This is a genomic window from Bradyrhizobium sp. Leo170, assembly GCF_004296405.1.
GTDB lineage: Bacteria > Pseudomonadota > Alphaproteobacteria > Rhizobiales > Xanthobacteraceae > Bradyrhizobium.
On sequence record NZ_PSRR01000174.1, the window covers coordinates 1 to 17,139 of the forward strand.

Below are 17,139 nucleotides of genomic sequence, written 5' to 3' on the forward strand. Positions count from 1 at the left end.
GCCAGCGGGCCGCGCCCGGCCTCGTCGCAGCCGGCAATCGGCCACACGCCGCGCTTGATCAGCGCACGCTCGCGCCGAAAGCTCGGCGGCGTCACCGCGATCACGCCCTTCGCCGGTTTGACAGGCTTTTTCTTCTCGGACTTATCCCGAATCATGGGCGCGACTGTGCTGAAGCAGCCGCACCTGCGCAACCGGGAACCCGGCGCTCGTCCCCATTATTCAGCATTCCCCCGTCTTTGCGAGCGCAGCGAAGCAATCCACCTCTCCGCTTGCGGAGGCATGGATTGCTTCGTCGCGGAGCCTGTCATCGGGCCCGCCAGAGGCGGGACCCGTTGGCTCCTCGCAATGACGGAGAGGGACGCAATGACGCCTCTCAGAACAGGCTCAGTTGCTCGCCGCTTTGCTTCGGCCTGACGAAATGGTCGGTCGTCAGCTTCGAGCGACGCTTGTTCAGGCCGAGCTTCTCGCAGGCGATCTCGAACCTGCGGCCGATCATCCAGGCCATCGGCCCGGTACCCTTCATCCGCGTCCCCCATTGCGAGTCGTAGTCGCGCCCGCCGCGCATGTCGCGGATCAGGGTGAAGACATGGCGATAGCGGTCGGGATAATTCGCGAGCAGCCATTCCCGGAACAGGTCGCGCACTTCCAGCGGCAGCCGCAGCAGCACGTAGCTGGCTTCCTTGGCGCCGGCATGCGCCGCGGCATCGAGGATGCGCTCGATCTCGGAATCGTTCAGCGCGGGGATCACGGGTGCGACCATCACGGTGGTGGGGATGCCGGCATCCGAAAGCCGCTTGATCGTTTCCAGCCGCTTCGGTGGCGTCGAGGCGCGCGGCTCCATGGTGCGCGCCAATTTGGCATCGAGCGTCGTCACCGACAGTGCGACCTTGACCAGGTTGCGCTTTGCCATCCGCTGCAGGATGTCGATGTCACGCGCCACCAGTCCCGATTTGGTGACGATGCCGACCGGATGGCCGGCACGCTCCAGCACTTCGAGGATACCCCGCATGATCTTGTGTTCGCGCTCGATCGGTTGGTACGGATCGGTGTTGGTGCCGATCGCGATCATGCGCGGCTCATAGCCTGGCGTGGCCAGCTCCTTCTCGAGTAGCGCCGGCGCATCGGGTTTTGCCAAAAGCTTCGATTCGAAATCCAGTCCCGGCGACAGGCCCAGATAGGCGTGGGTCGGCCGCGCGAAGCAATAGACGCAGCCATGCTCGCAGCCTCGGTACGGATTGATCGAGCGGTCGAAGCCGATGTCGGGCGAGTCGTTGCGCGCGATGACCTTGCGCGAGGTGTCGAGCGAGACAGTGGTCTTGAACGGCGGCAGGTCTTCCAGGCTCTGCCAGCCGTCGTCGAACGTAACGCGCGCCTCGGCCTCGTAGCGGCCGCTCGCATTGGACTGCGCGCCGCGGCCGCGCCGCCGTTCGCGCTCGATCGCGACCGCGAGTTCGGGAAACGCGGAGGGCGCACCCGCCGGTGTGGAGGGCGCCGTCACCGGCGGGTGCTTGAGGGCATGAGAGGATGCTCGGCTCATGCTCTGAAGCTAGCATGTCGTGAGAACAAATCAAGAACACATTCGCGAAATTCCACAATGGCGCTGCCGCAAAAAACTGCACCCCTACGGCTGTTTTGATTGTGACAAGGTGATAACAATTTTCGAGCTTTCCACCCATTTCGAGCCAACGAAGCCGCTGTTGATGCTGAGCGTGATCATTCCAACCGAGGGCGACGAGCGGACCGCGGTGGCGACCCTTGCGGCGCTGGTTCCGGGTGCCGCGTCCGGAATCGTGAAAGAGGTGCTGCTGGTCGATCGCGCCAAGAACGGCGCCAAGTCCGACGTGATCGAACGCGTCGCCGATGTCGCCGGTTGCCGCTTCATGGCGTTCGACGGCACCCGCGCCGCAGCGCTGGCGGCCGGAGCCCGTCAGGCGCGCTCGCCCTGGCTGATGTTCCTGCATGCCGGCGCCGTGCTCGACAGCGGCTGGATCGAGGAGACCACCCAGTTCATCCAGGGGGTCGCGATGAGCGGCCGGCCGCGCGCCGGCATCTTCCGCTACGCCCGCTCGCCCTACGCCGACACCCGCCTGCGCGACAGCTTCAAGTTCGTCGCCCGCATGCTGACCGGCCCGACCGCCGAACAGGGCCTCCTGATCGCACGCGATCACTATGAGCAGCTCGGCGGCTACCGCCCGGATGCCCGCCGCTCCGAGGCGCGGCTATTGCGGCAGCTCGGCCGCTCCTCCCGCACCATGCTGCGCAGCCGGATCATCGTCGCGTAGGACCTTACGTTTCCCTCGTCATTCCGGGATGCGCCGAAGGCGCAGGCCCGGAATCCATCGGGCCGCACACCGTGCAGATGAATGGATTCTCTGATGTGCAATTGCACATCATAGCTCGCGCTTCGCGCGCCCCGGAATGACAGCGCCTTGATACTTGCCAAAGTCAAATAATTATTTGACAATAGCAACTATCGAGGTGCCCCTATGTCAGAGCCGGATTCCGAAACCCAGGTCGCCGCGGTGCGGGCGTTCAACCGCTTCTACACCCGCAAGCTCGGCGTCCTCGACCAGCATCTGTTGAAAAGCCCGTTCTCGCTCAGCGAGGCGCGGGTGCTCTATGAGCTGGCCCATCGCGAGGAAATATCGGCGAAGGAGATCGGGACCGAGCTCGGGCTCGATCCCGGCTATCTCAGCCGCATCCTCCAGAAATTCGACGAGGACGGGCTTCTGACCCGAAGCCCCCTCGCCTCCGACCGCCGGCAATACCAGCTCGGCCTCACCGCAAAGGGGCGGCAGACCTTTGCCAGGATCAACCGCACCTCGCACGATGAGGTCGCATCAATGCTCGCGCGGCTTCCGCCGGACGATCGCGTCCGCCTGACAGGGGCGATGGGCACGATCGAGCGGCTGCTCGGCGAGGCCGCAGCCCCGCGCGCTGTGCTGCGCGATCCGCGGCCGGGCGATATGGGCTGGGTGGCGCAGAGCCATGGCGCGCTCTACGCCAGCGAATACGGCTTCGATTCATCCTTCGAGGCATTCGTCGCCGAGATCGTCGCAAAATTCCTGACCTCATTCGACGCCTCGCGCGAACGCTGCTGGATCGCCGATCTCGAGGGGATACCGGTCGGCTCGGTGTTCCTGGTCAGGCATTCCGACGACATCGCCAAGCTCAGGCTGCTCTTGATCGACCCGGCCGGGCGCGGCCAGGGGCTCGGCAAGCGGCTGGTTGGCGAATGCATCAGCTTCGCCAGGGCCTGCGGCTACCGCAAGATCACGCTGTGGACCCAGAGCATCCTGATCGCCGCGCGAAAAATCTATCAGGACGCAGGCTTCGTGCTGGTGAAAAGCGAGCCGCATCGCAGCTTCGGGCAGGACCTCGTCGGCGAGACCTGGGAGCGGGCGCTGTGAAGCCGATGCGCCGCGATCCACCGCGGCGCGTCACACCGGAACTGCTTGCCTTCCATGTCAAGCAAGCGCACGCGCTCCGGGCCGAGGCTTATCGCGATATGATGCGCGCGTTGTGGGATTGGCTGATGAAAGCCCTCCGCGGGCAATGAGCCCAACCACCTCCACCGTCATTCCGGGGCATCGCGCAGCGATGAACCCGGAATCCATTTCGCCGCGCGCGCAAGTGGCCCAATGGATTCCGGGTTCGCGCTTCGCGCGCCCCGGAATGACGGTCGAAACTAGACCGTCGCGCCTTGCGCCTTCGGCCGGCGCAGGTGCTCATCCAGCCGCGGCATGATCTCGACGAAATTGCAGGGGCGCGTGCGGTAGTCGAGCTGCGCCGCCAGAATTCCGTCCCAGCCGTCGCGGCAGGCGCCGGGCGAGCCGGGCAGGCAGAAGATGTAGGTCGCGCCCGCGACGCCGGCGGTGGCGCGGCTCTGGATCGTCGAGACGCCGATCTTGGCGTGGCTCAGCATGTGGAAGGCGATCGAGAAACCGTCCATCCGCTTTTCGAACAGCGGCTCGATCGCTTCCGGCGTCACGTCGCGGCCGGTGAAGCCGGTGCCGCCGGTGGTGATGATCGCATCGACGCCCTCGTCAGCGATCCAGCGCTTCACCACCGCACGGATCGCCTCGACGTCGTCAGTGACGATCTCGCGCGCCGCCAGCTTGTGGCCGGCCGCAATGATGCGATCCGCCAGCGTCGTTCCGGACTTGTCGTCGGCGAGCGTCCTTGTGTCGGAAATTGTCAGCACCGCGATGTTGAGCGGAATGAACGGTTTTGATTCGTCTGTGGAGGCCATGACAATCGCTATCCAAATCTCACAGCGCCCCTTGGCCAAAGGTGTTGCAGGCCGACACCGTACCTTGCTGGTAGCCGGTCATGAACCATTGCCGTCGCTGCTGCGCCGAGCCGTGGGTGAAGGAGTCCGGCACCACCCTGCCCGTCGCCTGCCGCTGCAGCGTATCGTCGCCGATCGCGGTGGCCGTCTTGAGCGCCGCGTCGATGTCGCCGGCCTCGAGGAAGCCCGGCCGCTTCTTCTCCTCGCGGTTGACCCAGACGCCGGAGAGGCAGTCGGCCTGCAGTTCGACCTTCACCTGCAGCGCGTTGGCCTCGGCCTTGCTGTCGGCCGCCTGTTGCAGCCGCGTCACGCGCGGGATGATGCCGAGCAGGTTCTGCACGTGATGGCCGGCCTCATGGGCGATGATATAGGCCGCGGTGAACTTGCAGGCGCTGCCCGAGCAGCCACGGAACCGCGTCTCGACCTCGCGGAAGAAGCCGGTATCGAGATAGATGGTCTTGTCCGGCGGGCAGTAGAACGGCCCCATCGCCGACTGCGCCATGCCGCAGCGGCCGCCATTGGTGGCGTTACGGAACAAGACGATCTTCGGACCGGTGAAGGTCTGCCCGCTTTCCCGGAAGATCTCGGTCCAGCGATCGTCGATCTCGCCCAGGACGCCGGAGATCATGCTGCCCATTTCATCGGTCGGCGCGCCGGTCTTGCCGGACGCCGTCCGGCGGTCGGTCTGGTAGGTCGGCGCCTGACCGCCGCCGGTCAGGATTTCGGCGCCGCCGATCAGGATGCGCGGGTCGATGCCGAAGGCATAGCCGAGCAGGCCGAGCACGATGATGGTGCCGATGCCGAGCCCGCCGCCGCCCATGGGAATGCCGAAGCCGCCGCCTCCGCCGCCACCAGATCCGCCCTGGTCGCGACGATCCTCGATGTCGTCGCTGCGACGGAAATCATCGTAACGCATGGCGGCTTCCCCTTAAGTCCTGTCCTGTGTAAACGCGGAACAGACGTAAAATTTCCGTTCCGTTAATCAATAGCCTGCCCGGCAATTATTGCCTAGTGCGACGGCGCGCCATCCGCGCATGGCTGATGCGGCCAACGTCCTCACGAATCGCGTGAGCTTGCCGGCAAACGAACCCGATTTTCGATTCTTCCGATTCCGCCGTCGCTGGCGCAATTCGCATAATGCATGCTGCAAGCGCTCGATTTCGAATCTGAAAACGCCGCAATCGAAATGCGCAGAACTTGTCGCGTGGCATTTTCGATTAAGTCGATTTTTACTTTGGCGGATCATGGTGACGCCAGTCGGTTGTTTAGTCCCGCGTCGCCGACAGCGTCGCCTGAGTCAGAGTTATGAGTCATGGTTGAGTCGCGTCGCGGGGCGTCTGCAAGGGCGCCCCGCACTAAATTTGAATCCACGTCTTCGAGTCGAATCGTCATAGGCGATTGCGTCGCCGAGATGTCGAAGCTTGCAGCCGGTTCTGTCGACGTCGTGTTCGCAGACCCACCCTACAATCTGCAGCTCAAGGGCGACCTCAAACGCCCCGACGAATCCCATGTCGATGCCGTCAATGACGACTGGGACAAGTTCTCCTCCTTTGCCGCCTATGACGACTTCACGCGCGCCTGGCTGCTCGCCGCCCGTCGCGTCATGAAGCCGTCGGCGACGATCTGGGTGATCGGCTCCTATCACAATATCTTCCGCGTCGGCGCCATCATGCAGGACCTCGGCTTCTGGCTCCTGAACGATATCGTCTGGCGCAAGTCGAACCCGATGCCGAATTTCCGCGGCCGCCGCTTCACCAATGCGCACGAGACCATGATCTGGGCTGCGCGTGATGAGAAGGCCAAGGGCTATACCTTCAATTACGAGGTGCTGAAGGCAGCAAACGAGGACGTGCAGGCGCGTTCCGACTGGCTGATCCCGCTCTGCACCGGCGAAGAGCGCCTCAAGGGCAAGGACGGCAAGAAGGTGCACCCGACGCAGAAGCCCGAACAGCTTCTCGCGCGCGTGCTGCTCTCCTCGTCGAAGCCCGGTGATCTCGTGCTCGATCCCTTCAACGGAACCGGCACCACCGGCGCCGTGGCGAAACGTCTCGGCCGCCGCTATCTCGGCATCGAGCGCGATGCGGCCTATGCCGCCGCCGCCGAAGCGCGCATCGCCGCCATCGAGCCGCTGCCGCAGGAAACGCTCGCCCCGTTCATGACCGCGCGCGAGGCGCCGCGCGTCGCCTTCTCCGAACTGATCGAGCGCGGCATGATCATGCCGGGCGCGAAACTCGTCGACGCCAAGAAGCGGGTCGGCGCCCTCGTGCGCGCCGACGGCGCCATCATGTTAGGGGACAAGGTCGGCTCGATCCACCGCATCGGCGCCGTTGCGCAAGGATCAGGCGCCTGCAACGGCTGGACCTTCTGGCACGTCGAGACCAAGAACGGCCTCAGGCTGATCGACGAGCTGCGCGCCGAAATCCGCTCCGGGATGGCCGTGGGCTGATTTTCGCCGAACGGCAGGGTGGGCAAAGCGACTTGTCCGCCGAAGCTCAACAAGCGAAGGCGGAAGCGTGCCCACCAACATCTCAACAGACCCGGCATTGCGCGCCAAGATGACGCCGTGTTGAACGCCCTTGCCTTGATTCGGCGCGAACAAGGAGCCTAGAATTCGAACGTCGGTCGCTGTTTCGATTGGATTGCCCGATGCGCAGACAATCCGAAACGTTTCTGCTTGTGCCGCTGTTGCCGATCTTCTTTGTCGGCATGTTCCCGATATTGCTTTTCGGTCTGCTCGGCTTTTTCGGCCTCGGCATCTTCGGCGTCCTTCTGGTCTCCGTCGGACTGACGAGCGCGCTGGAGGCGCATGGCCATTTCACCGAGGACATCATCACGCACGGCTATGGGCGCAGCGCCGAGCGTGCCGCTCACGTCTCTGATTTGCACACAGCAACCCGTTTTGCGGCGCTATTGGACCTGGCGGGCGTCGCGCTGATCGTCGCGAGCGCGGTTGGTCTGTTCTACGTCGGCTGATCGACGCTGCACGCCGTCCGCTCCAAAAGCAGCGGGCAGTCGCAGGCACGATCAGCGCGAGCGACAGACAGCGCCCTTGCTTTCGCCGGTCTCTTCCACGATCACGCAGGAGTGTCCCGGATCGCCTTCAGGATACGGCGCCCCTTTCATAATAAGGAAAGTGACGGAATGCGCGCCATAGAGCCCCGGTGGAAAGCGGATGTTCTTGCGAACGATGAATTCGCCTGAGCTGTTCTGCGTCACAGTTCCGTTCGCGAGCAACTGCACCAGGCCCGCCTGCGCGGGAAGCACTTCATAGGTTGCAACAGGCTCGCTGGCGACGACCGCCTTCGGATCAATTTCGACAACTCCGCCGGGCCAGTAGCTCTGCATATCATCTCGCGCGCGGCTGGGGCCGGCCTCGATGAGGATGTTGCTGGTATTGCCGATGATGTTGAGTGTGCCCTCGCTCTTGCGGATGACGAGCCCCTGCTTGCGCTGCTCTCTCACCGTGTCGATCCTTCCGGACGGAATGTTGTAGGCGCCCACCGAAAGTTTGGCCGCAACAACGTCCGGCGACTTGCCCGCCGAAAGGCGAATGGCGGCAACCGCCTGCAGCGACCCGCTTGAAGGAGCTTCGCTGAAATAGCTCAAGCAGTTGGATCGCGAGAAGAGGCTGATGCGCTCACGCGGGATACCTGTCGCGCCGACGGCCGGTGACTGCTGCGCATTGCCGCTGCTCCGACCGCTACTCAAACTGGTCAGCACCACCCGCTCGACCCGCTCCACCGCGCCGCTGAATTGCCAGATGGTTGGCCTGTAGCTTGCGATCACCACATAGAGTGGATCGTCTCCCGGCTCGACATTGACACGTCCCGCATGCACAACGGCATCCTGCGAGCCGATGGTGACGCTCGATAGCGCCTCGGTCTCGTAGGAGCCCAAAAGCACAATTTTGGCTTTCTCGGAAGCCGCTGGCATCGCGCATGCCGCCCGTTCCGCGTCGATCGCCTCCTGCTTCTTGCGCGCGATCTCCGCCTGCTCGCGCAAGTGCTTCTGCGCGGCTTCGGCCGCGTCATTTCCGGACTTCGCGTCGGCCGGCTCGGGCCTACGCCTATAGTTGTCCAGTTCCTGCGGCGAGATCTTGCCGTCATTGTCCGCGTCGATCTTGCGAAACAGCATTTCACCCGCCGCCTGATAGTTGGCGAGCGATAGCTCTCCCGCCGCGCCCTCAAGTGTCAGCGCCCGGCGCACGCGCCCCGACTGACCGTTCAGCGCGACGTACTGCTGCTTGCTGGACTGGCGGAATTTACCGGCTTCGGCAAGACCGACCTTGCCATCCTTGTCGGTATCGAGCTCCATGATCGAACCGACGATCCGCTCGACGAACTCCTCAGCGTTGCCCGGCGGTGATTTGCCAAATGCGGCCGCCGCGCGAGACGTCCTGTGGTCGTACCTTGCGACGCGGCGGGCTTCGTCCTCGGTCACCGAGCCATCTCCGTCGAGGTCGTAGCGCATCACCGCTGTCCACGAATTGGTCCGCATCTCGATCGTTTCCATCAACGTATGCAGATCGGCATCGCGCTGTATGATCTTTCCGTCGCTATCGGCATCGAGGATGAAAAAATCGGTGCGCAATTGTTCGAGATAGCGGTCGAGCGCCACGCTGGTGGGCATCTGAGAGAGCAGCAGCATCTCCCCGTCCGGTATGACGGCGCGCGCCGCTGGAGGCTGAGCGGTCGATCCCTGCGAAACCGCCGCCGTCGGGCCAGCAACAATGGCGGCGACGAGACCAATCAAGCGGGCAGAGCGCAATTGCGGAAACAGATGCATGTCCATATCTCCGAACCTGTCGGCCAATAAGCGAAAGATGCACTCAAAGCAAGTTGCTACCTGTTGTTGAAACGCGGGACAGTAAACGCTTGATTGCCGAGGCATGCGGCATTCCCGGTTCGGTCCTTACTATTCGACCGCCGGATCGCCCGTCCTCACGACATCTTCGGTTGCACTTTCGAAGGCGCCGACGCATGAAGGCGCCCATCCTGACCTACCAGCAACAAGCATAAGGGAGAGACTTGATGCTCAAATTCTACTTCAACGGAGCACCGAACCCGAACAAGGTCGCACTGTTCCTGGAAGAATCCGGTCTCGCCTTCGAGGCAATACCGGTCGACACCCGCAAGGGCGAGCAGTTCAAGCCGGAATTTTTGAAGGTCAACCCGAACGCCAAGGTGCCGGCGATCGACGATGACGGCGTGTTCGTGTTCGACTCCAACGCGATCCTGCTCTACCTCGCCGAGAAGACCGGAAAATTCCTGCCCGCCAACACGCCGGCCAACCGCGCCGCGACGCTGTCCTGGCTGATGTTCATCGCCAGCGGTCTCGGCCCCTATTCGGGTCAGGCGGTGCATTTCAAGACGGTAGCGCCAAAGGAGCTGGAATACGCGCATAACCGCTACCAGTACGAAACGCATCGTCACTACAAGATCCTTGACGAGCATCTCGCCAAGAGCCGCTACATGGTCGGCGACAGCTACAGCATCGTCGACATGGCGTTCTGGGGCTGGGCGCGGCTGGCGTCGTTCGTGCTCGGCGAGGAGGGCTATGCGAAGTACCCGAACGTCAAGCGCCTGGTCGACGGGATCTCGGCGCGGCCAGCCGCCGCACGCGCGATCGCATTGAAGGACAAGTTCACCTTCAAGGCCGAGATGGACGACGAGGCGAAGAACTTCATGTTCGGCCACCTCAAGACCAAGGTGGCTTAAGCGCCCTTCCGGCGTGCCGGCACGCGCCTCGCGTGTGAATCGCGATGCAAATTGGGAAGGCGGGCAAAGGGCCACGCACCGTGCCCACCTTCCGATTGCGTCAGATCATCAGATCGTGCGGCGCATGGGGGACGACAGCGTGCCCTGCAAGGTCGGGAACGACACCGAAACCGTCAGCCGAGTGCTGCTCGTGCAAAACTAGCTCGATGGGCTGTGCGCCCTCTCGTCCGTGGCTTCCGGCAGCGTCTTCGTGATGGCTGCTCGATGCCGGGCCATGGTCGGCATTTCCGAGGTCGAAGCCGTCTGAACCTCCGGGACCTGAGTTCTTGTCCTTGAAGTGGAATGCGTCTCCAAGCACGCGCGTTCCAGCTGCCTCTGACCCAAACATCGCATCGGCAGTCGAGGATCGCTGGAAATCCGCCGCGCTGCCACCATGCTTGGCAGCAATGCCATCTGTGCCTGCTTCGCCTGGGGTCGAATGACTGCCGCCGTCAGCAGACAGGGCACGCCATACGAAATCGTCGGGGTCTGCGTCACTGGCGCCTTTGATGGTGATCGTCACCACCTGCGCGGTGCCATCTATGGTCTTCGCCGTGAAGGTGTCGGTCAGGTGGTCGCAGGCGTCGAGCGCCCGCACCGTGCAGTTGGTATTGTCGAGCGTGTAGGTCCACACGCCGGCCGCCGTCATCGTGAAGGTGCCATAACCGCCATCGCTCTTCGTCGGCGAGCAGACCGCGGTGAAGGTATTCGCCGGATTGTCAACGTCGGTATCGGTAAGCGCGCCGGTCGCGGTTGGCGTGCCGGACGTATCGCAGCCAGCTTCGGTCACCGTGCCGGTCGTCGTTCCCGAAACGACGGCCGCGTCGTTGGTGCCATGGATGGTAATCGTCACCACCTGTGCGGTGCCGTCGATGCTGGTCACCGTGAAGCTGTCGGTCAGGTGGTCGCAGGCGTTGAGCGCCTGCACCGCGCCGCTGGCGTTGTCGAGCGTGTAGGTCCACTCACCAGCCGCCGTCATCGTGAAGGTGCCGTAGCCGCCATGACTTGCCGTCGGCGAAGTGACCGCCGTGAAGGTGTTGGGCGCATTGTCGACGTCGCTATCGGTGAGCATGCCGGTCGCGGTCGGCACGCCCGGCTTGGCATTGGCGACGCCCCCAGCCTCGATCACGCAGCCCATGGTGGCGCCAGAAATGACGGCCGCGTCGTTGGTGCCGTTGATGGTGATCGTCACCACTTGTGCAGTGCCGTCCGCGGTGGTCACCGTGAAGGTGTCGGTCAGGTGGTCGCCGACATTGAGCGCCTGCACCGCGCTGTTGGCGTCGTTGAGCGTATAGGTCCACGCACCGGCCGCGGTCATCGTGAAAGTGCCGTAACCGTCATGACTTGCCGTCGGCGAACTGACCGCCGTGAAGGTGTTGGGCGCATTGTCGACGTCGCTATCGGTGAGCGTGCCGGTCGTGGTCAGCTTGCCCGGCTCAGCGCCGCTCGCCTCGATCACTGAGCCGGTCGTCGCGCCGGAAATGACGGCCGCGTCATTGGTGCCGTTGATGGTGATCGTCACCACCTGAGGGGTGCCATCCACGGTGGTCACGATGAAGGTGTCGGTCAGATGGCCGCCGACATTGAGCGCCTGCACCGCGTGGTTACTCTCGTTGACCGTGTAGGTCCACACGCCGGCCGCCGTCACCGTGAAGGTGCCGTAGCCGCCGGCACTCGCCTTCGGCGAGGCGACCACGGTGAAAGTATTCGGCGGATTGTCGACGTCGACGTCGGTGAGCGTGCCGGTTGCGACAGGCATACCGTGCCCAGCACTCCCCGCCTCGATCACCGCGCCAGTCGTGGAGCCCGAAATGATGGCCGCGTCGTTGACGCCATCGATGGCGATCGTGAAGACCTGATTGGCCGAGCGTGTGCCGTCTGACACCGTGATAATGAAGCTCTCAGTCGTCGGCGAGGTCAGCGCATTGATCGCGCCGCTGTCCGGAACGAAGGTGTAGGCGCCGGTCGCGCTGTTGAGGTAGAGCCTGCCATAGGGACCGGCGCTCGATACATCGTATGTCACCCCTCCCAGCACCGTGCTGCCGGCGATTCCGCCACTGATGCCAAAGGTCAGTGCAGCGCCGCTGTTGGAGCTGCTGGCAGCGAAAGCTCCGCTCGTTGCAGCGAAGTGGTCAAACACCGATGTATCGATTTCCGTCGGCCCCGTCGCGACGGTGAACACCGGCGGCGAACGCAGGACAAACAGCTCAGGAACTACCGTCGACGACGGCAGCGGCGGGAGCGAATTATGGATCTGGAGAGTATCGGTCTGAATAAAATTGATCGGCTGCACCGGCAGCACATTGATCGTCGAGGGAGGCGTGCTCGACCCGGGCGGCACCTGTTCCTTCGCGAAATTGGCCAGCACGTCCTGCCGGGCGGCATGCAACTCCTCCATTCGAGTCGCACTATTCGCGGTTTGGTTGACGCTGACCGAGGACCCTCTCCTGCTCAGGATGGTCGTCTCTCCGGGATCCTCGACAATGATGTGTCGCGGGATCGGCTCTTTGGTCACGAGCTCGAATACGCCATGCTCGAGATCCTTGTATGCGATGCTGTCGTCATCGAGATATGTGACGTCCGGCTCTGCCGCATGGACTTCGTTCATAACGGCGAAGGCCAGTGCCGCGAGCGTCAACGTGCCGATCCCGCCGCCATGAGCGCGGCCCCGAATGCTTCCAACAGGCGTATCAACCGTGAGGCAACCAGTCGTTGCCACCCGTCCGGCAACGAAAGCGAAGGTGCCTCTGGTCACGCCAAACAGGGCCGAATGCGAGGTGCCGTTGGCGTCACAGATCAATTCGTTCAACACCATACGGGTGCCGGGAGAGAGGTTGAACACAGTGCCGTCGATAAAGCGAATTCCGACCTGCGCGTCGTCCGCCGTCTCGATCACGTCTCCCTGATAAACGGGATCGCCAGCCGTGAGTTGAACGGCAACGCCGGTCGCGCGGCTGAGGGTGCAGCAACCGATCGCGATCTGAACATGGCCTATGATCTGGGGAAGCTGGGCGACAATGGCGTTGCGGTCGCCCCCGGACTCGACGCAAGACGCAACGAACATGATTTCGACCTCGCCTGCTGAGTACTTTCAGGCCCAGCGTGGTGCCGCACTTTTCTTGCTCTGGCTTTGCCTACGCCACGAGGTCAAAACAATCTTGGCGTCGGCAACCCTAGGCTAGCCCGCCGCAACATCCTGATCCAAATTTAATCAAACATATCCGTAACATCCGATGCATTCAATGCCTGATTTAAATCGCCCGACGCAGGAATTAAATCACTTTTCCCTGGAGCGCGTCGTTTCCCCTCTCTGGAGCGCCGCAATTATAGCCGCCTCAAGATGCAACGTTTTGGTAGCATTTGAACCGGCTCCAGGATTAATATGACAAAAATTTAAAATGAGGTGGCCACTCATGGCCGCCCTGACATTGCACGTACTGCATGAATTATAGCGACCCGGCTGACCATTGAAGTCAGCGGGCTGTCACGCGGCAAAAAGGATCTTCTCAGGAAGGGGATCATGCGCACGCATACGATTATCGCGTCGGTGGCGAGTTTGGCTCTGGCATTGGCCAGCCTTTTGGTTGATGCAGCCGATGCGCAGACCAATCCTCCCGGGCCGGCTGTTCAGGATCTCGCATCAGCAAAACCCATCGGAACAGTTGTAACCACAACCGGCTCGGTGACGATCGAGCACGCGGGTGCGATGGTCATTCAGGCAAATGTCGCCGGCCAGATCGTCCAGACGAAGGTGGGTGATATCGTTTACCTCGGCGATGTGGTGCAGACCGGGGCCGATGGCCGGGTCGGGATCAACTTTGCCGATGGCAGTTCGTTCAAACTATCGAGCAACGCCCGTATGGCGTTGGACGAATTCGTGTACGACCCAAATGGGAAATCCAACTCGACCTTGTTCAAGGTAACCAACGGAACACTTACGTTTGTCGCCGGCAATATCGCGAAGACCGGCGACATGAAGGTCGATACCCCAGTCGCAACAATGGGTATTCGGGGCACGACTCCACATGTCGAAATTTCGGATGACGGGACAGTCAAGTTTTCAACCCTTATCGAAGAGGGCAAGAACAAGCTTACGAAAAAGCCCGGCCCATCGACAGCGCAGCAATCCGAACAGAAAGCCAATCGCAAGTCCAATCTGAACATCTGCCGAGGGTGCTAGGCCATTTGTTCGGAAGCCAGTCTCGGCGCAGGGCACCAGCAGGACGTGACGCCTTTCCGCGAAAAAGCGACGATCGCGGATTCCCCAATTTCCAAAGTCAGGAAGCCTGATATGGACGCGAGTACTAGGGGAGGCATCATTGACGGCGTCGCATGCATGCTCATCCTGCTGTTGCTCGGCTCACCTGCGGCGGCGCAGGAGGATGCAAAGAAGAGCAACTACCTGACTGACATTGCGTTGTGCAACGGCACGGATCACGCCTCGCTTGAAGCCAGGGTCAATGGCTGCACGGCGCTCATCGCTTCCGGTCACGGCAAGACGGCTGCCTTGGCAATCGCCTACAACAATCGTGGCAACGCCTATGCGGCAAAGGGAGACTACGACCGCGCCATCCAGGATTTCGATCAATCGATCCAGCTCAATCCAACTTACGTCAAGGCCTTCAACAATCGCGGCGTGGCTTATTTGAAGAAAGGCGAATACGACCTTGCCATCAAAGCCCTCGATGGCGCGATCCAGCTCAATCCCAGCTACGGCAGCGCTTTCGCCAACCGTGCCAGAGCCTACCTGAAAAAGCACGAGTATGATCGCGCGGCCCGGGACTATGACGAGGCAATTCGTCTTGAACCCAATTTGGAAGCCGTGTGGAGCGGACGCTGTTGGACGCAGGCGATCCTCGGCGCGTTGGAGGCGGCACTGGAGGACTGCAATAAGGCGCTTCAATTAGCGTCGAACAACGCCGCAACGTATGACTCGCGTGGGCTGATCTACCTCAAAATGGGCAAATTCGATGCGGCTATCGATGACTACAGTTCTGCGCTGCAGCACGACCCGAAGCTGGCGAGCGCACTCTATGGGCGCGGGCTGGCCAGGCTGAAGACGGGCGACAAAGCGGGCAGCAACGCCGATATTGCATTGGCAAAGACGATCCAGGTCAAGATCGGCAACGACTTCACGCGCTATGGGGTGCGGTAGGTACCAGCGACGGTTAGCATTGTAGGGTGAGCAAAGGCGCACCGCGCCGTGCCCACCATCCCTTGCACGGACAAGAATGGTGGGCACGCTTCCGCCTTCGCTCTTCGAGCTACTGCGGACAAGTTGCTCTGCCCACCTGACCAATTGCTTCCGTCATTCCGGGGCTCGCGAAGCGAGAACCCGGATTCCATTTCGCCTCGGCACCGGGAGCGCGATGGATTCCGGGCCTGCGCCTAGCGGCGCATCCCGGAATGACAGCGGAGGAAGCCTCAACGCGCCGCGCGGACCTGCGGCGCCGGAAACTGCCCCAGCGCCTTCTCGGTCAGCACCGAGTCGCAATACTCCCTGATCTCCCTGATCTTGCCGTCCTCGAGCCGGAACACCAGGCAATAGTCATTGTCGTAGCGAACGCCGTCCCTGGTGACATTGTCGCCCTTGGCTTCGACCACGACATGGTCGCCGTCGGCGATGAAGCGATGGGCGACGGTACGCGTGCGTTCCGCCAATAGCGAACGAACGTGACCGTGCAGATCGTTGAGGATCGATTGCTTGCCGCTGAACGTGCGCGACCAGGAATACTGTCCCGTCACCGTCCATGTCGCATCCTCGGCAAGGCTCGTGGTGAACAGCGCGCGGTCGCGCGCATCGGGATCGGGATTTCCGGCTGCGGCAAAGATCTGCTGCATCAGGTTCTTGTTGTCGGCTGCGCTCATGGCGACGTCTCCAGTGACTGACTGAGTACGCCTCTTTGTGCCGCGGTAGAGATCATTCTTCAAATCGATAGCCGATATGATATCTATTCACCCGATGAATTTGAATTCGCTCGACCTCAACCTCCTGATCGCGCTCGACGCGCTGCTGCGGGAAGCCAGTGTCAGCCGCGCCGCGATGCGGCTTCGTCTGTCGCAGCCGGCCACAAGCCACGCGCTGCAGCGCCTGCGCGATCTGATCGGCGATCCGCTCCTGGTGCGCAACGGCGCCCGCATGGAGCTGACGCCGCGGGCGCAGACGTTGCGCGCGCCGCTGGCGCAGGCGCTCGACCAGGTGCGCGCGCTGTTCGTCCCCGACGCGTTCGACGCCATCAGCAGCGACCGGCATTTCCGGCTGATGATGCCGGACCTCGGGGTCGAGCTCCTGATGCCGCCATTGATGGAGAAGATCACGCAGATCGCGCCGCATGTGACGATCGACGTGGTGCCGTGGCGGGGGCCCGCGATCTTCACCGCCGAATTCGCCCGCACCATCGATCTCGTGATCTCGATCGGCGACGCCTTCAAGGGCTTTCACCGCCAGCGCCTCTATGTCGACAGCGACGCGCTCGCGGTGCGCCGCGGCCATCCGGTCGGCGCGAGATTGAAGAAACGCGAGGCGTTCCTCGCGGCAAGGCATGTCGCCGTCGTGATCCGCGGCCAGAACGAGGATCTGATCGATAGCTGGCTGCGCTCCAAGGGCATCGAGCGGCGCATCGCTCTCGTGGTGCCAGGCTATATCGAGGCGCTGCATGTCACAGCCCGCACCGACCTCGTCGCCTTCGTGCCGCGCCGCCTGATCGCAGCGCTCGCCAAACAATTGTCACTGCTGACCGTGACGCCACCGCTCGATCCCGGCATCGACGAGCAGTACATGTTCTACCCCACCCGCGCCCAGATGGATCCCGGCTCGATCTGGCTCCGCCAATTGATGCTGGAGACGGGACGGGAGTTGGGCGGGCGAAAAATGTAGGTCCGCATTGGGAAACGCAGCGTGCACCCCGCCCTCCGTCATTCCGGGGCGTCCGAAGGACGAGCCCGGAATCCATTGCGCCACCGGCGCGAGCGGAGACATGGATTCCGGGCTCATCGCTTCGCGATGCCCCGGAATGACGGCGGAGAAAAATTCACCAGCGATTCCAACCTGATTTGCCCCATCCAGCCCTCGCGCAAAAAACATTCCGCTTT

15 protein-coding genes and 1 pseudogene are annotated in these 17,139 nt (G+C 62.6%); 9 read left to right on the forward strand and 7 right to left on the reverse strand.

Annotation, left to right across the window (positions count from 1 at the left end; genetic code table 11):
* Both CWO89_RS48100 and CWO89_RS25705 read right to left on the reverse strand, forming a co-directional pair.
* Positions 1 to 155: pseudogene (locus CWO89_RS48100) on the reverse strand (ribonuclease HII); the annotation flags it as partial.
* 218 nt (positions 156 to 373) lie between these two features.
* On the reverse strand, positions 374 to 1,537 hold the full coding sequence (locus tag CWO89_RS25705; protein WP_130581444.1) for a PA0069 family radical SAM protein: 1,164 nt from the start codon (positions 1,535 to 1,537) through the stop codon (positions 374 to 376).
* A 163-nt stretch (positions 1,538 to 1,700) separates the two neighbouring features.
* Here CWO89_RS25705 and CWO89_RS25710 point away from each other — a divergent pair, with 163 nt between their 5' ends.
* The 3 genes from CWO89_RS25710 to CWO89_RS46160 all read left to right on the forward strand — a co-directional run bounded on the left by CWO89_RS25710 (position 1,701) and on the right by CWO89_RS46160 (position 3,559).
* The gene (locus CWO89_RS25710; protein WP_130581457.1) at positions 1,701 to 2,282 is read left to right on the forward strand and encodes a glycosyltransferase; all 582 of its coding nucleotides are present in this window, start codon (positions 1,701 to 1,703) and stop codon (positions 2,280 to 2,282) included.
* 204 nt (positions 2,283 to 2,486) lie between these two features.
* Complete coding sequence (locus CWO89_RS25715) at positions 2,487 to 3,410, forward strand: bifunctional helix-turn-helix transcriptional regulator/GNAT family N-acetyltransferase (protein WP_130581445.1); 924 nt, start codon at positions 2,487 to 2,489, stop codon at positions 3,408 to 3,410.
* A 5-nt stretch (positions 3,411 to 3,415) separates the two neighbouring features.
* Positions 3,416 to 3,559: an RSP_7527 family protein gene (locus CWO89_RS46160; RefSeq protein ID WP_463703184.1), complete on the forward strand. Its 144-nt coding sequence runs from the start codon at positions 3,416 to 3,418 to the stop codon at positions 3,557 to 3,559.
* A gap of 129 nt (positions 3,560 to 3,688) precedes the next feature.
* Here CWO89_RS46160 and moaB read toward each other — a convergent pair whose 3' ends face one another.
* Both moaB and ypfJ read right to left on the reverse strand, forming a co-directional pair.
* The gene (moaB, locus tag CWO89_RS25720) at positions 3,689 to 4,252 is read right to left on the reverse strand and encodes a molybdenum cofactor biosynthesis protein B (RefSeq protein ID WP_130581446.1); all 564 of its coding nucleotides are present in this window, start codon (positions 4,250 to 4,252) and stop codon (positions 3,689 to 3,691) included.
* Positions 4,253 to 4,271: 19 nt separating this feature from the next.
* On the reverse strand, positions 4,272 to 5,207 hold the full coding sequence (ypfJ, locus tag CWO89_RS25725; protein WP_130581447.1) for a KPN_02809 family neutral zinc metallopeptidase: 936 nt from the start codon (positions 5,205 to 5,207) through the stop codon (positions 4,272 to 4,274).
* A 396-nt stretch (positions 5,208 to 5,603) separates the two neighbouring features.
* Here ypfJ and CWO89_RS25730 point away from each other — a divergent pair, with 396 nt between their 5' ends.
* Entirely contained in the window at positions 5,604 to 6,737 is a 1,134-nt protein-coding gene (locus tag CWO89_RS25730; protein ID WP_130581448.1) for a site-specific DNA-methyltransferase, read from the forward strand.
* A gap of 200 nt (positions 6,738 to 6,937) precedes the next feature.
* Positions 6,938 to 7,264, forward strand: a complete 327-nt coding sequence (locus tag CWO89_RS25735; protein ID WP_130581449.1) for a hypothetical protein — start codon at positions 6,938 to 6,940, stop codon at positions 7,262 to 7,264.
* 51 nt (positions 7,265 to 7,315) lie between these two features.
* On the opposite strand, the gene CWO89_RS25740 is transcribed toward CWO89_RS25735, so the two are convergent.
* The gene (locus CWO89_RS25740; RefSeq protein WP_165421342.1) at positions 7,316 to 9,076 is read right to left on the reverse strand and encodes an EF-hand domain-containing protein; all 1,761 of its coding nucleotides are present in this window, start codon (positions 9,074 to 9,076) and stop codon (positions 7,316 to 7,318) included.
* A 245-nt stretch (positions 9,077 to 9,321) separates the two neighbouring features.
* Between CWO89_RS25740 and CWO89_RS25745 the strand changes: the two genes are divergently transcribed.
* Positions 9,322 to 10,008, forward strand: a complete 687-nt coding sequence (locus tag CWO89_RS25745; RefSeq protein WP_130581451.1) for a glutathione S-transferase family protein — start codon at positions 9,322 to 9,324, stop codon at positions 10,006 to 10,008.
* A 100-nt stretch (positions 10,009 to 10,108) separates the two neighbouring features.
* Here CWO89_RS25745 and CWO89_RS25750 read toward each other — a convergent pair whose 3' ends face one another.
* Positions 10,109 to 13,111: a VCBS domain-containing protein gene (locus tag CWO89_RS25750; RefSeq protein ID WP_130581452.1), complete on the reverse strand. Its 3,003-nt coding sequence runs from the start codon at positions 13,109 to 13,111 to the stop codon at positions 10,109 to 10,111.
* Positions 13,112 to 13,567: 456 nt separating this feature from the next.
* Here CWO89_RS25750 and CWO89_RS25755 point away from each other — a divergent pair, with 456 nt between their 5' ends.
* Together CWO89_RS25755 and CWO89_RS25760 are read left to right on the forward strand one after the other, a co-directional pair.
* The gene (locus CWO89_RS25755) at positions 13,568 to 14,227 is read left to right on the forward strand and encodes a FecR family protein (protein ID WP_130581453.1); all 660 of its coding nucleotides are present in this window, start codon (positions 13,568 to 13,570) and stop codon (positions 14,225 to 14,227) included.
* 156 nt (positions 14,228 to 14,383) lie between these two features.
* Positions 14,384 to 15,202 (forward strand): tetratricopeptide repeat protein, encoded by an 819-nt coding sequence (locus CWO89_RS25760; RefSeq protein WP_245476574.1) that lies wholly within the window; start codon positions 14,384 to 14,386, stop codon positions 15,200 to 15,202.
* A gap of 269 nt (positions 15,203 to 15,471) precedes the next feature.
* Here CWO89_RS25760 and CWO89_RS25765 read toward each other — a convergent pair whose 3' ends face one another.
* Positions 15,472 to 15,915 (reverse strand): nuclear transport factor 2 family protein, encoded by a 444-nt coding sequence (locus CWO89_RS25765; protein WP_130581455.1) that lies wholly within the window; start codon positions 15,913 to 15,915, stop codon positions 15,472 to 15,474.
* A 94-nt stretch (positions 15,916 to 16,009) separates the two neighbouring features.
* Here CWO89_RS25765 and CWO89_RS25770 point away from each other — a divergent pair, with 94 nt between their 5' ends.
* On the forward strand, positions 16,010 to 16,924 hold the full coding sequence (locus tag CWO89_RS25770; RefSeq protein ID WP_130581456.1) for a LysR family transcriptional regulator: 915 nt from the start codon (positions 16,010 to 16,012) through the stop codon (positions 16,922 to 16,924).
* The last annotated feature ends 215 nt before the right edge of the window (positions 16,925 to 17,139 follow it).